The sequence below is a fragment of the Streptomyces sp. NPDC054842 genome (genome assembly GCF_053611025.1).
Window position 1 is genome coordinate 14,074 of record NZ_JBSGZN010000043.1, and the last position, 18,891, is coordinate 32,964.

10 protein-coding genes are annotated in these 18,891 nt (G+C 71.5%); 7 read left to right on the forward strand and 3 right to left on the reverse strand.

Annotated elements, in window-relative coordinates:
- Positions 1–201 precede the first annotated feature (201 nt).
- Complete coding sequence (locus ACWGIS_RS28040) at positions 202–948, forward strand: response regulator (RefSeq protein WP_121402578.1); 747 nt, start codon at positions 202–204, stop codon at positions 946–948.
- A 30-nt stretch (positions 949–978) separates the two neighbouring features.
- Here ACWGIS_RS28040 and ACWGIS_RS28045 read toward each other — a convergent pair whose 3' ends face one another.
- On the reverse strand, positions 979–2,154 hold the full coding sequence (locus ACWGIS_RS28045; RefSeq protein ID WP_453365232.1) for a winged helix-turn-helix domain-containing protein: 1,176 nt from the start codon (positions 2,152–2,154) through the stop codon (positions 979–981).
- Positions 2,155–2,230: 76 nt separating this feature from the next.
- Entirely contained in the window at positions 2,231–2,800 is a 570-nt protein-coding gene (locus tag ACWGIS_RS28050) for a GNAT family N-acetyltransferase (RefSeq protein ID WP_453365233.1), read from the reverse strand.
- 467 nt (positions 2,801–3,267) lie between these two features.
- Here ACWGIS_RS28050 and secA point away from each other — a divergent pair, with 467 nt between their 5' ends.
- A complete protein-coding gene (secA, locus tag ACWGIS_RS28055) occupies positions 3,268–6,072 on the forward strand; it encodes a preprotein translocase subunit SecA (RefSeq protein ID WP_453365234.1) in 2,805 nt (934 codons plus the stop codon).
- Positions 6,073–6,358: 286 nt separating this feature from the next.
- On the opposite strand, the gene ACWGIS_RS28060 is transcribed toward secA, so the two are convergent.
- On the reverse strand, positions 6,359–6,946 hold the full coding sequence (locus tag ACWGIS_RS28060; protein ID WP_453365235.1) for an Rv3235 family protein: 588 nt from the start codon (positions 6,944–6,946) through the stop codon (positions 6,359–6,361).
- Between the two features lie 320 nt (positions 6,947–7,266).
- Between ACWGIS_RS28060 and ACWGIS_RS28065 the strand changes: the two genes are divergently transcribed.
- The 5 genes from ACWGIS_RS28065 to ACWGIS_RS28085 all read left to right on the forward strand — a co-directional run bounded on the left by ACWGIS_RS28065 (position 7,267) and on the right by ACWGIS_RS28085 (position 18,850).
- A complete protein-coding gene (locus tag ACWGIS_RS28065) occupies positions 7,267–7,782 on the forward strand; it encodes a DUF6912 family protein (RefSeq protein WP_453365236.1) in 516 nt (171 codons plus the stop codon).
- A gap of 81 nt (positions 7,783–7,863) precedes the next feature.
- Complete coding sequence (locus tag ACWGIS_RS28070) at positions 7,864–8,529, forward strand: HAD family hydrolase (protein ID WP_453365237.1); 666 nt, start codon at positions 7,864–7,866, stop codon at positions 8,527–8,529.
- 1,157 nt (positions 8,530–9,686) lie between these two features.
- Complete coding sequence (locus ACWGIS_RS28075; protein WP_453365238.1) at positions 9,687–14,633, forward strand: NAD-glutamate dehydrogenase; 4,947 nt, start codon at positions 9,687–9,689, stop codon at positions 14,631–14,633.
- A 150-nt stretch (positions 14,634–14,783) separates the two neighbouring features.
- Positions 14,784–17,657 (forward strand): bifunctional glycosyltransferase/CDP-glycerol:glycerophosphate glycerophosphotransferase, encoded by a 2,874-nt coding sequence (locus ACWGIS_RS28080; RefSeq protein WP_453365239.1) that lies wholly within the window; start codon positions 14,784–14,786, stop codon positions 17,655–17,657.
- 2 nt (positions 17,658–17,659) lie between these two features.
- Complete coding sequence (locus tag ACWGIS_RS28085) at positions 17,660–18,850, forward strand: glycosyltransferase (protein WP_453365260.1); 1,191 nt, start codon at positions 17,660–17,662, stop codon at positions 18,848–18,850.
- Positions 18,851–18,891 lie beyond the last annotated feature (41 nt).

The window sequence follows — 18,891 nt, forward strand, 5'->3', positions numbered from 1 at the left end:
CTCCGGTGACAGCCGATCCGGTGCCCCTGGTGAGCGCGTGCGCCCCCAGGGGCACCGGTGTGCGACCACTTCACGCCCCGCGCTGTGACCGCACTGCCGTCCGGGCATGGAATCATGGCCGGACCGGCCCAACCCGTGGGCCGCAGCCTTGGGTTGGCGATGGCACAGGAACGCAGGCCACGGCCTTCAGGGGGAGGATCGATGCCGGACAGCTTCGGACCGATGCGTGACGAGGACGCCGACGACGGCGTCGTCGGCATGGGCCCGGACGCGGGCCCTCCACGCAAGGAGCCCATCCGTGTCCTGGTCGTGGACGACCACGCCCTCTTCCGCCGCGGCCTGGAGATCGTGCTCGCGGCCGAGGAGGACATCCAGGTCGTCGGCGAGGCGGGTGACGGGGCCGAGGCGGTCGACAAGGCCGCCGACCTGCTGCCCGACATCGTGCTGATGGACGTCCGGATGCCCAAGCGCGGCGGGATCGAGGCGTGCACCTCCATCAAGGAGGTGGCGCCCAGCGCGAAGATCATCATGCTGACGATCAGCGACGAGGAGGCCGACCTCTACGACGCGATCAAGGCGGGCGCCACCGGCTATCTCCTCAAGGAGATCTCCACCGACGAGGTGGCCACGGCCATTCGCGCGGTCGCCGACGGGCAGTCGCAGATCAGCCCGTCCATGGCGTCGAAACTGCTCACCGAGTTCAAGTCGATGATCCAGCGCACGGACGAGCGGCGCCTGGTGCCCGCGCCCCGGCTCACGGACCGCGAACTCGAAGTCCTCAAGCTGGTCGCGACGGGAATGAACAACCGGGACATCGCCAAGCAGTTGTTCATCTCCGAGAACACCGTGAAGAACCACGTGCGCAACATTCTGGAGAAACTGCAGCTGCACTCCAGGATGGAAGCGGTCGTCTACGCGATGCGCGAGAAGATCCTCGAAATCCGCTGAGCCGACGGGCGCCGGGCCGGCGCCGCCCGCTCAGCCCAGTGCCCGGGCCAGCTCCGCCGCGAGCGGCGCCCGCAGCTCCGGTGCGTCGACCCGCTCCACCCGCACGTCCGTGCAGTCCACCCAGCTCGCGGCCTCCACCAGGGCCTGCGCCACCGACGGCACCGCTTTCGGGCCCTCCAGCGTCACCTGCTTGGCGACGAGGGTGCTGCCCGCGCGGGCCGGGTCCACGCGGCCGACGAGACGGCCACCGGCGAGCACCGGCATCGCGAAGTAGCCGTGGATCCGCTTGGGCTTCGGGACGTACGCCTCCAGGCGGTGCGTGAAGCCGAAGATCCGCTCCGTGCGCGCCCGCTCCCAGACCAGCGAGTCGAACGGCGACAGCAGCGTCGTGCGGTGCCGTCCCCGCGGGGATGTCTCCAGGGCGGCCGGATCGGCCCAGGCCGGCTTCCCCCAGCCCTCCACCGTGACCGGCACCAGCCCCGAGTCGGCGATCACCGCGTCGACCTGCTCGCCCTTGAGACGGTGGTAGTCGGCGATGTCCGCGCGCGTGCCGACGCCCAGGGAGCGGCCGGCGAGGCGGACCAGGCGGCGCAGGCACTCGGCGTCGTCCAGCTCGTCGTGCAGCAGTGCCTGCGGGACGGCGCGCTCCGCGAGGTCGTACACCCGCTTCCAGCCGCGCCGCTCGGTGCACACCACCTCGCCGTACATCAGCGCGCGCTCCACGGCGACCTTCGTGCCCGACCAGTCCCACCACTCGCTGGTCTTCTTGGCGCCACCCAACTCGGTGGCCGTGAGCGGGCCTTCGGTGCGCAGCTGCTTGATCACCTGCTCGTACGTGCCGTCCGGCAGGTCGTGGTTCCAGTGCGGGCGGGCGCGGTAGGCACGGCGGCGGAAGGCGAAGTGCGGCCACTCCTCGATGGGCAGGATGCACGCCGCGTGGGACCAGTACTCGAAGGCGTGCGTGTCGGTCCAGTACGCCTCGTCGACCGTCCTGCGCCCGACGGCTCCGAGCCGGGCGTACGGGACGAGTTCGTGGGAGCGGGCCAGCACCGAGATCGTGTCGAGCTGGACCGCGCCCAGGTGACGCAGCACGCCCCGCACTCCGCCCCTGCGGTCGGGGGCGCCGAGGAACCCCTGGGCGCGCAGGGCGATCCGGCGGGCCTCGTCGGCGGAGAGTGCGGTGGTGGGACGCGGCAGACTCGTCATGCCCCACACGGTAGGCGGTGCCACTGACACTCGTCCCGGGGGCGGGGCGGACCCGCCCCGCCCCCGGTCGCGGCCGCTACGACGGGGCGGGCAGGTAGGGGGCCGAGGACGCCAGCCCGAGGTCGGAGGGGAGCAGGGACGCCACCCAGCAGTCGCGCCGTACGCCCTTGTTGTTGAGGGCGGAGCGCAGGGTGCCCTCCACGGTGAAGCCCGCGCGTTCGGCGACCGCGCGGGAGGCCGCGTTGCCGACCTCGGCCCGCCACTCCACGCGGTCGATCGCCCGCTCGGTGAAGGCCCAGCGGGAGACGGCGAGGACGGCCTCCGTGATGTACCCGTTGCCCCGGTGCTCCTTGGCGGTCCAGAAGCCGATCTCGGCCACCCCCAGGGAGCGCATCGTGAGGCTGAGCATGCCCGCGAGGTCCCCGGCGGGGAGGAAGACCCCGAACGTGAACATCGAACCGTCCGCCCAGCCGTCCGGGACCAGCTGCGCGAGGAATCCCTCGGCGTGCTCGCGCAGATAGGGCGAGGGGATCGTCGTCCAGCGCTGGATGTCGGCGTCCTGCACGGCGGCGTACACGGTCTCGGCGTCCTGCGGGCCCACGGGGCGGAGCCGGAGACGGTCGGTGGTCAGCGTGACGGGTTCCATCGGCCGATTCTGCTCGGGCCGCCGCGGGGGCGCCATCGCTTTGGCGGCGCGTGCGGCCGGACGGGGACGAGGCGCCCGCGCGGGCGGCGGCCCCGGGACCGCCCGCACGGTCTTCCGGGGCAGGGGGCAGGCGGTCCCGGAACGGCCCGCACGGTGTGCCGGGACCGCCCGTACGGTGTGCCGGAACCGCCCCGCACGCTGCCCCCGGACCGCCTGCACTCTGCTCCGGGGCAGCGTGGGTGGGGCCGTGGGGCCGTCGGCGGTGGACGGTGGGTGAGGGTGCGGTCACATTTAGTTCATTTCGCGACCGGACGCGGCACCATCCGCGGTTCCCGCCCGTTGTCCTGGTAGCTGTCACGAGAGCAGACCTCCCGGCGTGGCGGGGTCCTCGCATACGATGGCCGTTGCTCAGTTGCATCAAGGAAAACCGACCGTCCCAGGCCCGACCGGCAAGGAGACCAACCCCCGTGTCCGTCCTCTCGAAGATCATGCGTGCAGGCGAAGGCAAGATCCTGCGCAAGCTGCACCGCATCGCGGACCAGGTCAACTCCATCGAAGAGGACTTCGTCGACCTCTCCGACGCCGAGCTGCGGGCCCTCACCGATGAGTACAAGCAGCGGTACGCCGACGGCGAGAGCCTCGACGACCTGCTTCCCGAGGCGTTCGCCACCGTCCGCGAGGCCGCCAAGCGCGTCCTCGGCCAGCGTCACTACGACGTGCAGATGATGGGTGGCGCCGCGCTGCACCTCGGCTACGTGGCCGAGATGAAGACCGGCGAGGGCAAGACCCTGGTCGGCACGCTGCCCGCGTATCTGAACGCCCTCTCCGGGAAGGGCGTCCACCTCATCACGGTCAACGACTACCTGGCCGAGCGCGACTCCGAGATGATGGGCCGCGTCCACAAGTTTCTGGGCCTGGACGTCGGCTGCATCCTCGCCAACATGACGCCGGCCCAGCGCCGCGAGCAGTACGCCTGCGACATCACGTACGGCACGAACAACGAGTTCGGCTTCGACTACCTGCGCGACAACATGGCGTGGTCCCAGGACGAACTCGTCCAGCGCGGCCACAACTTCGCCATCGTCGACGAGGTCGACTCCATCCTCGTCGACGAGGCGCGTACGCCGCTGATCATCTCGGGCCCCGCCGACCAGGCAACCAAGTGGTACGGCGACTTCGCCAAGTTGGTCACGCGCCTGAAGCGGGGCGAGCCGGGCAACCCCCTCAAGGGCATCGAGGAGACCGGCGACTACGAGGTCGACGAGAAGAAGCGCACCGTGGCGATCCACGAGCCCGGTGTCGCCAAGGTCGAGGACTGGCTCGGCATCGACAACCTCTACGAGTCGGTCAACACCCCGCTGGTGGGCTACCTGAACAACGCCATCAAGGCCAAGGAGCTCTTCAAGAAGGACAAGGACTACGTCGTCATCGACGGCGAGGTCATGATCGTCGACGAGCACACCGGCCGTATCCTCGCCGGCCGCCGCTACAACGAGGGCATGCACCAGGCGATCGAGGCGAAGGAAGGGGTGGACATCAAGGACGAGAACCAGACCCTCGCCACGATCACCCTGCAGAACTTCTTCCGCCTCTACGACAAGCTCTCCGGCATGACCGGTACGGCGATGACCGAGGCCGCCGAGTTCCACCAGATCTACAAGCTCGGCGTCGTCCCGATCCCGACCAACAAGCCGATGGTCCGCAAGGACCAGTCCGACCTGATCTACCGCACCGAGGTCGCCAAGTTCGACGCGGTGGTCGACGACATCGCCGAGAAGCACGAGAAGGGCCAGCCGATCCTCGTCGGCACGACGTCGGTCGAGAAGTCCGAGTACCTCTCGCAGCAGCTCAGCAAGCGGGGCATCCAGCACGAGGTGCTCAACGCCAAGCAGCACGACCGTGAGGCGCCGATCATCGCCCAGGCCGGCCGCAAGGGCGCCGTCACCGTCGCCACGAACATGGCCGGCCGCGGTACGGACATCAAGCTCGGCGGCAACCCCGACGACCTCGCCGAGGCGGAGCTGCGCCAGCGCGGCCTCGACCCCGAGGAGCACATCGAGGAGTGGGCCGCCGCCCTGCCCGCCGCCCTGGAGCGCGCGGAGAAGGCCGTGAAGGCCGAGTTCGAGGAGGTCAAGAGCCTCGGCGGGCTGTACGTGCTGGGCACCGAGCGCCACGAGTCGCGGCGCATCGACAACCAGCTGCGCGGTCGTTCCGGCCGTCAGGGCGACCCGGGCGAGTCCCGCTTCTACCTCTCCCTCGGCGACGACCTGATGCGGCTGTTCAAGGCGCAGATGGTCGAGCGCGTGATGTCGATGGCGAACGTCCCGGACGACGTGCCGATCGAGAACAAGATGGTCACCCGTGCCATCGCCTCCGCGCAGTCGCAGGTCGAGCAGCAGAACTTCGAGACCCGCAAGAACGTCCTGAAGTACGACGAGGTGCTCAACCGGCAGCGCGAGGTCATCTACGGCGAGCGCCGCCGCGTCCTGGAGGGCGAGGACCTGCAGGAGCAGATCCAGCACTTCATGGACGACACGATCGACGCCTACATCGAGGCGGAGACCGCCGAGGGCTTCGCCGAGGAGTGGGACCTGGACCGGCTGTGGAGCGCCTTCCGGCAGCTCTACCCGGTGAAGGTCACCGTCGAGGAGCTGGAGGACGCGGCCGGTGACCGGGCCGGTCTGACCGCCGAGTTCATCTCCGAGTCCATCAAGGACGACATCCACGAGCAGTACGCGGCCCGTGAGGAGCAGCTCGGCTCCGAGATCATGCGCGAGCTGGAGCGCCGGGTCGTGCTGTCGGTCCTCGACCGCAAGTGGCGCGAGCACCTCTACGAGATGGACTACCTCCAGGAGGGCATCGGTCTGCGCGCCATGGCGCAGAAGGACCCGCTGGTGGAGTACCAGCGCGAGGGCTTCGACATGTTCACCGCCATGATGGACGGCATCAAGGAGGAGTCCGTCGGCTACCTGTTCAACCTGGAGGTCCAGGTCGAGCAGCAGGTCGAGGAGGTCCCGGTGCAGGACGCCCCGTCGCTGCGGAAGGAGGACGCCGTCCCCGCGGGCGCGCGTCCCGAGATCCGCGCCAAGGGCCTCGACGCCCCGCAGCGGCCGGACCGGCTGCACTTCTCCGCGCCCACCGTGGACGGCGAGGGCGGCATCATCGAGGGCGACTTCGTGGACGGCGACGAGCCGGTGCGCTCGGAGGCGGACGGCCTCACGCGCGCGGAGCGCCGCAAGCAGCAGAAGGGCGGCCGTCGCCGCAAGAAGTAGCGGACTGGCGGACGTCCGTGCGGGCGTCGCGCGTGACCGCTGACGGTCGCTGAGGGCCGGGCACCCCGAGGGTGCCCGGCCTTCGCGTTGCCGCCCCGGGCGAGGGGGGGCGCGGGCTGGGCACTCGGGGTGGGCGAGGGGCCGGGCTCAGTTGTCGTCCGTGCGGTGACTCGGGGAGGGCGAGGGGCCGGGCTCAGTGGTCGTCCGGGCGGTGACTCGGGAAGGGTGAGCGGCCGGGCCCAGTTGTCGTCCGGGCGGTAACTCGGGGGAAGCCGGGCGGCCGGGTTCAGTCGTCGTCCGGGCGGGGCATCCGGGGGCCGCCCAGCTCCACGGCCGTGCAGCGCCAGCGCAGGTCGGGGCCCTGCTCCAGCCGGAAGGCCATGGCACGCAGTTGCTCACCCGCGCCGATGCGGGCGAAGACCTCGACGGCACCCGGGCGCGGCACGTAGTAGCCGAGGTCGCGGACGACGGGACGGGCACCGCGGGTGCGCAGCGGGTTGTGCTCCGCCAGCCAGGCCAGTTCGTCGTAGGCGCGGCCGGCGGTGTGGCGGAGCATCGAGTGCACCGGACGCCCGCCGCTGAGAACGGCCAGCAGCCGGTCGGCGAAGACGTCGGTCGGCCGCGGCCGGGGAGCGGGGGTGATCCCCGGCGGTCCGGCCGGTCGCGCGGAGGGCGTCGTCACGGGCACGGCCGCCGCTTGGCGGGAGGCGGCCCCGGCGGGCTCCGGGGCCTGCGGGCGGACGCCGCGGGGCAGGGCGCGCGGGGCGCCGCCACCCGGTGCGCGGGGCGGGGTGCCGCCGGGACGGCGCGTGTCGTGGCGGACGGGCGGACGGCCGCCGGCGCTGCGCCCGGCCCTGGTCATCACCTTGTTCATGTGGTGTCCCCGTTCCCTGGTACCCGGATGAATACCGGGCGGTAACTTGCTGGTGGGGATCTTGTACGGGCCGCCGGGACGCGGCGGCAAGGACCGGAAGAGCGCGTCGGCGGGGCCGGACCGGTTCACTTATCAGAGTGAGCGGGGGACCGCCGGAGCCCGGTACGGCCAGGGTGCTCCGGGTGAATCCCGGGACGCGGGTTGACAGCGGCCGGCGTACGGCCCGGACCCCGAAGGGGGACGCCCGCACGTATCCTGAAGACCCTCCCGGAGGCGCGGGAAGCGCCCTGGGGGCCCACCGACTACGAAAGCGGCCAGCCATGCGCGTCTACGTCCCCCTGACCCTTCCCGGTCTCGCCGAGGCGTACAAGACGGGAGAGCTGGGGACGGGACCGGTCACCGCGTACGCCGTCACCCCCGCGCTGCGCGAGTGGTACCTCTCGGACGACCTGGAGGAGCTGGAGTACGCGGCGCTGAACCGGGCCGCGCTCGCCTCCCTGCGGCTGATCGCGGTCGACCCGGGCGCTCCCCGGCGCCGGGTCGTCGTCGCCGTCGACGTGCCCGACGGGGCCGCGCAGGCCGACCCCGACCGGGGGCTCGACCCGGCGGCGCTCGGCGAGGTGCGGATCGCGGGGCCCGTACGGCTCTCCGACGCGGCCGCCGTGCACGTCGACTCCGACGAGGCCGAGGCGGACGTCGTCGCCGCCGCGCAGGCGCTGGGCGCGGCGGATCTCGGGGACGACGACGCCCAGTTCACCGTCGACGGCGCCGAGGACCACGAGCTGCTCTGGTACGCGACGCAGGAGATCCCCAACCTGGTGGGTCTCGGCGACTGACGGGCCGCGGGCGGCGTACGGAGGTTCGCCGCGTACATGTGTTCGTGGTCGGTTGTCGGTGCCGGCGGGTATTTTCTGGACATGGGGAAGCACGAAGCAGCGCACATCGTGTGGGACTGGAACGGGACGCTGTTCCACGACAACGCGGCGATCATCGGCGCGACGAACGCCGCGTTCGCCGAGCTGGGGATCCCGCCGATCACTCTGGAGCGGTACCGGTCGCTGTACTGCGTACCGGTTCCGAAGTTCTACGAGCGGCTGATAGGCAGGCTGCCGACGGAAGCCGAGTGGCTCGTCATGGACGAGATCTTCCACCGGTACTACGCCCAGCACCGGACGGCCTGCGCGCTCACCGAGGGGGTGCCGGACCTGCTCGCCGGCTGGCGGTCCACCGGCGGCAGCCAGTCCATCCTGAGCATGTACGGGCACGAGGAGCTGGTCCCGCTGGTGCGCGGCTTCGGCATAGAGCCGCACTTCCTGCGGGTCGACGGGCGCACCGGGCCGTCCGGCGGGAGCAAGGCGGAGCACATGGTGCGGCACATCGGCGCGCTCGCCCGGGTCGACCCCGCGCGCACGGTCGTGATCGGGGACGCCGCCGACGACGCGGTCGCCGCCCTGCACGTCGGGGCGCAGGCGGTCCTCTACACCGGCGGCTCCCACAGCCGCGCCAGCCTTGAGGTGGCCGGCGTGCCGGTGGTGGACACGCTGGAGGAAGCGGTCGAGGAGGCCCAGCGGATGGCCGCCTGACCTGCGGCGACGCGGCCTCCCGGAGACGCCGGGCGCCCTGACCGCGTCGGCTGGGTTGGCTGCGACCCGCGGGCCGACGTCCGCCTCCGTGTCCTGCGGCGGGGGACCAGGCGTCCGCTCCCGGGTGTTCCTTCGGAGACGCCGGGCGCACGGACCCGCGCCCGTCCCCGTGCGGGCTTCCGAGGCCGGGCAGCCCGCATCCGGCGACGATCGGACCTGCGTCCGGATCTCGTGGCGCGTGGCGGGGTGGCCGAGCCCCATCCCGGGGTTTCGCAACCGGCCGAGGCCGGCCGCGTAGCCCTGGGGCGGCTGGATTCCGCGCCGCCCACGTGGACCGGCATGCGACGATCGGACCCGCGTCCGGGTCTCGTGGCTCGTGGCGGGGTGGCCGAGCCCCATCCCGGGGTTTCGCAACCGGCCGAGGCCGGCCGCGTAGCCCCGGGGCGGCTGGATTCCGCGCCGCCCACGTGGACCGGCACGCGATGATCGGACCCGCGTCCAGGTCTCGTGGCGCGTGGCGGGGTGGCCGAGCCCGGTCCCGCGGTGTGCGACCGGTGACCCGAGGTCAGCCGGAGGTAGCCCTGGACGGCCGGATTCCGAGCCGCCCCCGGCCGGTGACGCGCCGGCCCGTGTCCGCTCCCCGGCGGGGTACGCCGCGTGCCGGAGCCCGCGCATGCGCAGGCGTACGGCTTTCGTCCCTGTGCAGAGTGTCAAAGTTCGACCCCCGCTTTTGTACACATACGGCTCATGACTCAGCCCGGGTGGGGAGCGATAGCCTGGTGGCGTGATCAGCGCGATATCTCGCGGGGGCATCGTCGCCCCTGCCCTGCGCCCGGAGAGCACGGACGACATCCGTGTCCGGGCGGCGCTCGCTGGTCCTCGCGGGCGGGTCGGGCGGGCCGGGACGGCAGAGGCGGCCAGGACGCCGTCCGCGCCCGGCGGCTCCCGTGCCCGGGGTACCCGTGGCGAACCGGCGCCGCCGAGAGCAGCGTCACACCCGGCAGGGGCGCCGAAAATGGCCGATAACCCCTCGCCCGTGTCTTCATGCGGCATAGCGTCGGAACAGACCGGACACCCCGCGTCTCGGCGTCACGTCGTAGAAGAGACCGAACTTCCTTCAACGTCACGCAACGGCGCGCGACAGGAGCCAGAGGACAATGCAGACCAAGCTGGACGAAGCAAAGGCCGAGCTGCTCGAACGGGCCGCCCGGGTAGCTGAGAACAGCCCGGTCGGGGGGCACCTACCGACCGGGACGACGGGCGAGGGCACCCCCGACCGGGACACCGTGCTCACGTTCCTCCAGCGCTACTACCTGCACACCGCCCCGGAGGACCTCACCGACCGCGACCCGGTCGACGTCTTCGGAGCCGCCTTCTCGCACTACCGGCTGGCCGAGAACCGCCCGCAGGGCACGGCCAACGTGCGGGTTCACACGCCGACCGTGGAGGAGAACGGCTGGACCTGCACCCACTCGGTGGTCGAGGTCGTCACCGACGACATGCCCTTCCTCGTGGACTCCGTGACCAACGAGCTCTCGCGCCAGGGCCGCGGCATCCACGTCGTGATCCACCCGCAGTTCGTCGTGCGGCGCGATCTGACCGGCAAGCTGGTCGAGGTGCTGCCGGGCCGCCCGGGCGGCGACCTCCCCCACGACGCCTCCGTCGAGTCCTGGATCCACGTCGAGATCGACCGCGAGACCGACCGCGCCGACCTGAAGCAGATCACCGCCGATCTGCTGCGCGTGCTGTCCGACGTCCGCGAGTCCGTCGAGGACTGGGAGAAGATGCGCGACTCGGCCCTGCGCATCGCCGAGGAGCTGCCCAAGGAGCCGACCGCGGACGACCTGCGCGACCAGGAGGTCGAAGAGGCCCGGGAGCTGCTGCGTTGGCTCGCCGACGACCACTTCACCTTCCTCGGCTACCGCGAGTACCAGCTGCGGGACGACGACTCCCTGGCCGCCGTGCCCGGCACCGGCCTCGGCATCCTGCGCTCCGACCCCCAGCACGGCGGCGACGAGAGCCACCCGGTCAGCCCGTCCTTCGAGCGGCTGCCCGCCGACGCCCGCGCCAAGGCCCGCGAGCACAAGCTCCTCGTGCTGACCAAGGCCAACAGCCGGGCCACCGTCCACCGGCCCTCGTACCTCGACTACGTCGGCGTGAAGAAGTTCGACGAGAACGGGAACGTCGTCGGTGAGCGGCGCTTCCTCGGCCTCTTCTCGTCCGCCGCGTACACCGAGTCGGTGCGCCGGGTGCCCGTCATCCGGCGCAAGGTCGAAGAGGTGCTCAAGGGCGCCGGTTTCTCGCCGAACAGCCACGACGGGCGCGACCTGCTCCAGATCCTGGAGACTTACCCGCGCGACGAGCTGTTCCAGACCCCGGTCGACGAGCTGCGGGCCATCGTCACCAGCGTCCTGTACCTCCAGGAGCGGCGCCGGCTGCGGCTCTACCTGCGCCAGGACGAGTACGGCCGCTACTACTCCGCCCTCGTCTACCTGCCGCGCGACCGCTACACGACCGGTGTCCGGCTGCGGATCATCGACATCCTCAAGGAGGAGCTCGGCGGCATCAGCGTCGACTTCACCGCCTGGAACACGGAGTCGATCCTCTCCCGCCTGCACTTCGTGGTGCGGGTCCCGCAGGGCACCGAGCTGCCGCAGCTGTCCGACAGCGACAAGGAGCGCATCGAGGCGCGGCTCGTCGAGGCCGCCCGCTCCTGGGCCGACGGCTTCGCGGAGGCGCTGACCGCCGAGTGCGGCGAGGAGCGCGCCGCCGAACTGCTGCGCCGGTACGGCAACGCCTTCCCCGAGGGCTACAAGGCCGACCACTCGCCGCGCGCCGCCGTCGCGGACCTGGTCCACCTCCAGCAGCTCACGCGGGAGCAGCGCGACCAGCCGAAGGACTTCGCGCTCAGCCTGTACGAGCCGGTGGGCGCCGCCCCCGGTGAGCGCCGCTTCAAGATCTACCGCACCGGTGAGCAGGTCTCCCTCTCGGCCGTCCTGCCGGCGCTCAACCGCATGGGCGTCGAGGTCACCGACGAGCGCCCCTACGAGCTGCGCTGCTCCGACCGGACGACCGCCTGGATCTACGACTTCGGCCTGCGCCTGCCCAAGTCGCAGAACGGCAGCGGCGACTACCTCGGCGACGACGGCCGCGAGCGGTTCCAGGAGGCGTTCGCCGCCACCTGGACCGGGCAGGCCGAGAACGACGGCTTCAACGCCCTCGTGCTGAGCGCCGGGCTGCACTGGCGCCAGGCGATGGTGCTGCGCGCGTACGCCAAGTACCTGCGCCAGGCCGGTTCCACCTTCAGCCAGGACTACATGGAGGACACCCTCCGCAACAACGTCCACACCACCCGGCTGCTCGTCTCGCTGTTCGAGGCGCGCATGTCGCCGGAGCGGCAGCGGGCCGGCGTCGAGCTGACCGACGCGCTGATGGAGGAGCTGGACGCCGCCCTCGACCAGGTCGCGTCCCTCGACGAGGACCGCATCCTGCGGTCCTTCCTGAACCTCATCAAGGCGACCCTGCGCACCAACTTCTTCCAGCACGCGGTCGGCGGCAAGCCGCACGAGTACGTGTCCATGAAGTTCGACCCGCAGGCCATCCCGGACCTCCCCGCGCCGCGCCCGGCGTACGAGATCTGGGTGTACTCGCCGCGCGTCGAAGGCGTGCACCTGCGGTTCGGCAAGGTCGCGCGCGGTGGTCTGCGCTGGTCCGACCGGCGTGAGGACTTCCGCACCGAGATCCTCGGCCTGGTCAAGGCGCAGATGGTGAAGAACACCGTCATCGTGCCGGTCGGCGCCAAGGGCGGCTTCGTCGCCAAGCAGCTGCCGGACCCGGCCGCGGACCGCGACGCCTGGCTGGCCGAGGGCATCCGCAGCTACCGGACCTTCATCTCGGCGCTGCTGGACATCACCGACAACATGGTCGGCGGCGAGGTCGTGCCCCCGGCCGACGTGGTCCGCCACGACGGCGACGACACCTACCTCGTCGTCGCGGCCGACAAGGGCACGGCCACCTTCTCGGACATCGCCAACGAGGTCGCCGAGGCGTACGACTTCTGGCTCGGTGACGCCTTCGCCTCCGGCGGCTCCGCCGGGTACGACCACAAGAAGATGGGCATCACCGCCCGCGGCGCCTGGGAGTCGGTGAAGCGGCACTTCCGGGAGCTCGGGCACGACACCCAGAGTCAGGACTTCACGGCGGTCGGCGTCGGTGACATGTCGGGTGACGTGTTCGGCAACGGCATGCTGCTGTCCGAGCACATCTGCCTGGTCGCCGCCTTCGACCACCGGCACATCTTCATCGACCCGAAGCCGGACGCGGCCACCTCCTTCGCCGAGCGGCGCCGCCTCTTCGAGCTGCCGCGCTCCAGCTGGGCCGACTACGACAGCACGCTGATCTCGGCCGGCGGCGGCGTCTTCCCGCGCACCGCGAAGGCCATCCCGGTCAACGCGCACATCCGCGAGGCCCTCGGCATCGAGGCCGGCGTCACCAAGATGACCCCGGCCGACCTGATGAAGGCGATCCTCACGGCGCCGGTCGACCTGCTGTGGAACGGCGGCATCGGCACGTACGTGAAGTCCGCCGCCGAGTCGCACGCCGACGTGGGCGACAAGGCCAACGACGCCATCCGCGTCGACGGCGCCGACCTGCGGGTCAAGGTCGTCGGCGAGGGCGGCAACCTGGGCCTGACCCAGCTCGGCCGGATCGAGTTCGCCCAGCACGGCGGCAGGATCAACACCGACGCCATCGACAACAGCGCGGGCGTGGACACCTCCGACCACGAGGTGAACATCAAGATCCTGCTCAACTCGGTGGTGGCGAACGGCGACCTGACCGTCAAGCAGCGCAACAAGCTGCTCGCCGAGATGACCGACGAGGTCGGACAGCTCGTCCTGCGCAACAACTACGCGCAGAACACGGCGATCGCCAACGCGCTCGCGCAGTCCGGCAGCATGCTCCACGCCCAGCAACGGTTCATCCGCCACCTGGTGCGCGAGGGCCACCTGAACCGGGCCCTGGAGTTCCTGCCCACGGACCGGCAGATCCGCGAGCGCCTGAACAGCGCGCAGGGCCTCACCGGTCCCGAGACGGCCGTCCTGCTCGCGTACACGAAGATCACCGTGTCCGACGAGCTGCTCGCCACCTCGCTGCCCGACGACCCGTACCTCCAGAAGCTCGGGCACGCCTACTTCCCGACGGCGCTGCGCGAGCGGTTCCGCGAGCAGATCGACGCGCACGCGCTGCGCCGCGAGATCGTCACGACGGTGCTGGTCAACGACACCGTCAACACGGGCGGGACGAGCTTCCTGCACCGGCTGCGCGAGGAGACCGGCGCCTCCCTGGAGGAGATCGTCCGGGCGCAGACCGCGGCCCGCGCGATCTTCGGGTCGAGCGCGGTGTGGGACGCTGTCGAGGCGCTCGACGCCGTCGTGGACGCGGACGTCCAGACCCGGATCCGGCTGCACTCCCGCCGGCTGGTCGAGCGCGGCACGCGCTGGCTGCTCAACAACCGGCCGCAGCCCTTGCAGCTGGCGGAGACCATCTCCTTCTTCAGCGAGGGCGTCAACCAGGTCTGGGGCGAGCTGCCCAAGCTGCTGCGCGGCGCGGACCTGGAGTGGTACCAGCAGATCTACGACGAGCTGTCGGGCGCCGGGGTCCCGGACGGTCTCGCCGAGCGGGTGGCCGGCTTCTCCTCGGCCTTCCCGACGCTGGACATCGTCGCGGTGGCCGACCGCATGGGCAAGGACCCGATGGCCGTCGCCGAGGTGTACTACGACCTCGCCGACCGGCTGAGCATCACCCAGCTCATGGACCGCATCATCGAGCTCCCGCGTGCCGACCGCTGGCAGTCCATGGCCCGCGCCTCGATCCGCGAGGACCTGTACGCGGCCCACGCGGCGCTCACGGCGGACGTCCTGGCCGTCGGCAACGGCACGTCGACTCCCGAGCAGCGCTTCAAGGCGTGGGAGGAGAAGAACGCCGCGATCCTCGGCCGCGCCCGCACGACGCTGGAGGAGATCCGCAGCTCGGACTCCTTCGACCTGGCGAACCTGTCGGTGGCGATGCGGACGATGAGGACGCTGCTGCGGACGCATTCGTAGTCCCCGGCCCAGCCGAGGGGGTGCCCCGGACCGCACGGTCCGGGGCACCCCCTTTTCCTTGCCGCCCGTCGGCCCCGGCGGGCCCGTGCGGTGCACGACCGGACCAGTTCGCCAGGGCCATAGTGGGCGGGACTAACTAGCATCAATGGGGTGAACCAGGATCAGCGCCCCGCGCCCGCCGTGTCCGTGGTCGTGATCGTCTACAACGACGCGGCCAGGCTGCCCACAGCCGTGCGGTCCGTCCTGGACCAGACGCTGCGCGACGTCGAGGTCGTCATCGTCGACGACCGCAGCACGGACGGCTCGTACGAGGTGGCGCGGGAGATGGCCGCCGAGGACCCCGGCCGCGTCCGCGCCCTCCGCCTGCCGGAGAACAGCGGCGGCTGCGGCGCCCCGCGCAACCGCGGGATCGAGGAGGCCCGCGGGGAGTACGTCGTCTTCCTCGACAGCGACGACGTCCTGGAGCGCAACGCCTGCCGCAATTTCCTGGAGGCGGCCGAGAGCACCGGCGCCGACCTCGTCTCCGGCCTCTGCGTGCGGGTGCACGTCGACTCGCGCACCCGCAAGGAGGTCAAGTGGTACCCCTGGCTGTACGCGCGCACCCGCACACTGGAGTCGGTCTCCGAGCTGCCCGACCTGCTGGTCTTCGACACCCTCTCGACGAACAAGTGCTACCGGCGCCGGTTCCTGCTCGACCGGGGGCTCCGCTTCCCCGTCGGCATCCACTACGAGGACCTGCTGTTCTCCGCCCAGGCGTACGTGGCGGCCCGCCGCATCACCCTCGTCCCGAACCGGGTCTACGACTGGAACGTCGTGGAGAAACCGGCGACGACCGCCGTGAAGTCGATCAGCAACCGGCGTGACGAGATCGCCAACTTCACGCACCGCATGGAGATCCACCGCCGCGTCGACCGGCTCCTCGCGGACAACGGCCTGCTGGAGCTGAAGTTCCGCAAGGACGTCAAGTTCCTCAAGCACGACCTCGTGCTGCACCTGCGTGAGCTGCCCTTCCGGGACGCCTCCTACCGCCAGGAGTTCGCCGCGATCGCCCGCCGGTACCTGGAGTCGATCGACCGCGCCGCCTTCGACGAGGCGGAACCGGTGCACGCCGTCTGCGCCTACCTCCTCCAGGAGGGCGACTGGGACAACCTCCTGCCCGCCGTCGACACCCTGACCAACCGGGACAAGATCTCCTCGCCCCTGGTCGAGCGCGACGGGCGCGTCTACTGGTGCGCCGAGCACCTCGACGACGACTTCGGCCGGCATGTCCTGGACGTCACCGAACTCGGCTACCACACCCGGCCGATCGAGCGGATGTTCCTGCGCAACGCGCTCACCGCGTACCGGCGGAGCGGCCGCACCGTCCGGCTCGCCGGGCGGGTCACCAACCCCCTGGGCATCGTCCCGCCCGGCGCCCGGCTCGGCGGCGAGCTGGAGTTCTACGCCCGCCGCAAGGGCGTGCGCCTGCGCACCTTCCGCTTCCCGGTGACCGCGCTGCGGCACGAGGGGGCGGCCGTCGCCTGGGAGGCCACCGCCGACCTCGGCGCCGTCCGGCCGCTCGGCATCGTGGACGCCGTGTGGGACGTACGCCTCCACCTCGACGTCGACGGCGTACGCACCTCGACCCGGCTCACCGTCACCGAACCGGCCCTGGACGGAGGGCCGTTGCCCGTGCGGCCCCGGCTCACCCGGCTGGTCGCCGACAGTGTGGAACCGGTCGTCTCCGCCCGCGGCCACCTCGCGTTCCGGCTCGTGCCGGACAAGAAGGCGAGCGAACTCGTCCTGCGCGGCGCCCGGGGACCGGCCGGCCGGCTGGCCAAGTCCGGCTACCGCAAGGCCAGGTCGGTACGGAAGAGGCTCACCTCGGGCGACACCAAACTCCGCGTGTACCACGAGGTGTTCAGCCGCCTGCCCAGGCGCCGGGGCCTCGTCGTCTTCGAGAGCCACCTGGGCCGGCAGTACAGCGACAGCCCCCGGGCGATCTACGAGGAGATGCGCCGCCAGGGCCTGCGGTTCGAGGCGGTGTGGTCGTACACCGGACGCCCGGACGGTTTCCCGGCCGACGCCACCCTGCTGCGCCGCTGGTCGCTGCCCTATCTGAAGGCCCTCGCCCAGGCCGAGTTCTGGATCGACAACCAGAGCTACCCGCTGAAGCTGACCAAGCGGCCGGGCACCACGTACCTCCAGACCTGGCACGGCTCGGCGCTGAAGCGGATGGGTTTCGACGAGGCCGAGTGGAAGCTCAGGTCCCGGGCCGAGCAGGAGGCGCAGCAGCGGACCCTGGACCGCTTCGACCGGTTCCTGATCCGCTCCGAGCACGACGTCCGCACCCTCGCCCGCGCCTTCCGGCTCCAGGAGAAGACGCTGCTGCGGGTCGGCTACCCGCGCAACGACGCGCTGGTGAGCGCCAGGCAGCGGGAGGAGGCGAACGGCGGGGTGCGCGAACGCGGCCCCCTCGCCGCCGAGCTGGGCATCCCGGACGACCGGACGGTGCTGCTCTACGCCCCGACGTTCCGCCAGCGCGGCGGGCAGAAGCGGTTCGAGCTGCCCTTCGACCCGGAGCGCTTCGCCGACGCGTTCGGCGACCGGTACGTCCTGCTCGTGCGCTCGCACTACCTGAACCACGTCGTGCTCCCGCCGTCCGTGCGGGGCCGGGTCCTGGACGTCACGTCACACCACGACATGACGCCGCTGCTGACCCTCGCCGACGGGCTGATCACCGACTACTCGTCCGTGATGTTCGACTACGCCCTCCTCGACCGGCCGATGTTCTTCCTCGTCCACGACTACGAGGAGTACGTGCACGAGGGCCGCGGCACCTACTTCGACCTGCTGGAGCGGGCGCCGGGCCCCGTCGTGCGCGCCGAGGACGAGCTGTACGCCGCCCTGGGGTCGCTCGACGAGCAGAGCGTGAAGTACGCGGCGGCGCGCGAACGGTTCGTCGCCGACTTCGGCGAGTACGACCGGGGGACCGCCGCCCGCAGCGTCGTCGACCAGTTCTTCTCCCAGTGGAGGCCCGCGTGAGCGTGCACATCGAGCCGGACGCGCCCGCCGCGTCCCGCACACCGGACGGGCACCTCGGACGCGACATCTTCTTCGTCTCCAACAGCGTCGACGAGCTGGGCGGCGTCACCAGCTGGTCGCACCAGATGGCCCGCCTGTTCACCGGCCGCGGCCACCGCGTCCACGTCGTCGGCATCACCGCGCCCGCCGTCTCCCAGGAGCTCGGCGACCTGCCGTACCCCACCACGACCCTGTACGACGTCCACCCGCCGCGCGTCGCGCCCGTGGGAAGCCTGGTGGCGCGGCTCAATCCGGCCGAGCGCAGGCTGCGGGCGGCCCGCGCGGACGGCGCGCGGCGACAGGCCGCCCGGCTCACCGCGCTGTTCCGGTCCGCCCGACCCGGGGCCGTCGTCATCGTCACGCAGGTGTGGGCCATGGAGTGGGTGGAGCTGGCCGACACCACCGGCATGACGGTCATCGGCATGAGCCACGAGTCCTTCGCGTACTCCCGGGCGACCTCGCGGTTCCGGCGGGTGCGCACGCACTACCGGGACGTCGACCGCATGCTGGCGCTCACCCGGGAGGACGCCGACCTGTGGATCGGGCAGGGCATGAACAACGCCTCCTTCATGCCGAACCCGCTGCCGTTCCTGCCGCGGGAGCCGTCGCCGCGCACCGCCAAGGCGGTCGTCAGCGTCGGCCGGCTGACCGACCAGAAGGGCGTCGACCTGCTCCTCGACACCTGGGCCGAGGTCGCGCCGCGCCACCCCGGCTGGACGCTGCGGATCTACGGCTCGGGCGAGGACGAGGAGGTCCTGCGGGGGCGGTGCAAGGCGCTCGGCCTCGACGACTCGGTGCGGTGGATGGGCCGGACCGGCGACGTGCCGGGCGCGCTGCGCACCGGCTCCGTCTTCGCGCTGTCCTCACGCGGCGAGGGTTTCCCGCTCGCCCTCATGGAGGCCATGGCGACCGGGCTGCCGTGTGCCGCCTTCGACTGCGCGCCCGGCGTCCGCGAGATCGTCCGCGACGGCGAGGACGGCCTCCTGGCCACGCTGGGCAACACCGGTGAACTGGCGCGCAGGCTGGACGTGTTGATGTCCGACAGGGAACTCAGGGACCGCATGGGGGACGCGGCCCGCGTGAACATCCAGCGCTACACGACCGAGGAGATCGTGCGGCGCTGGGAGGACCTGTTCACGTTCCTGGAGCGGTGACCCCCGGGGCCCGCCCGTCCCAGGGGCCCCGCTCGTCCCCG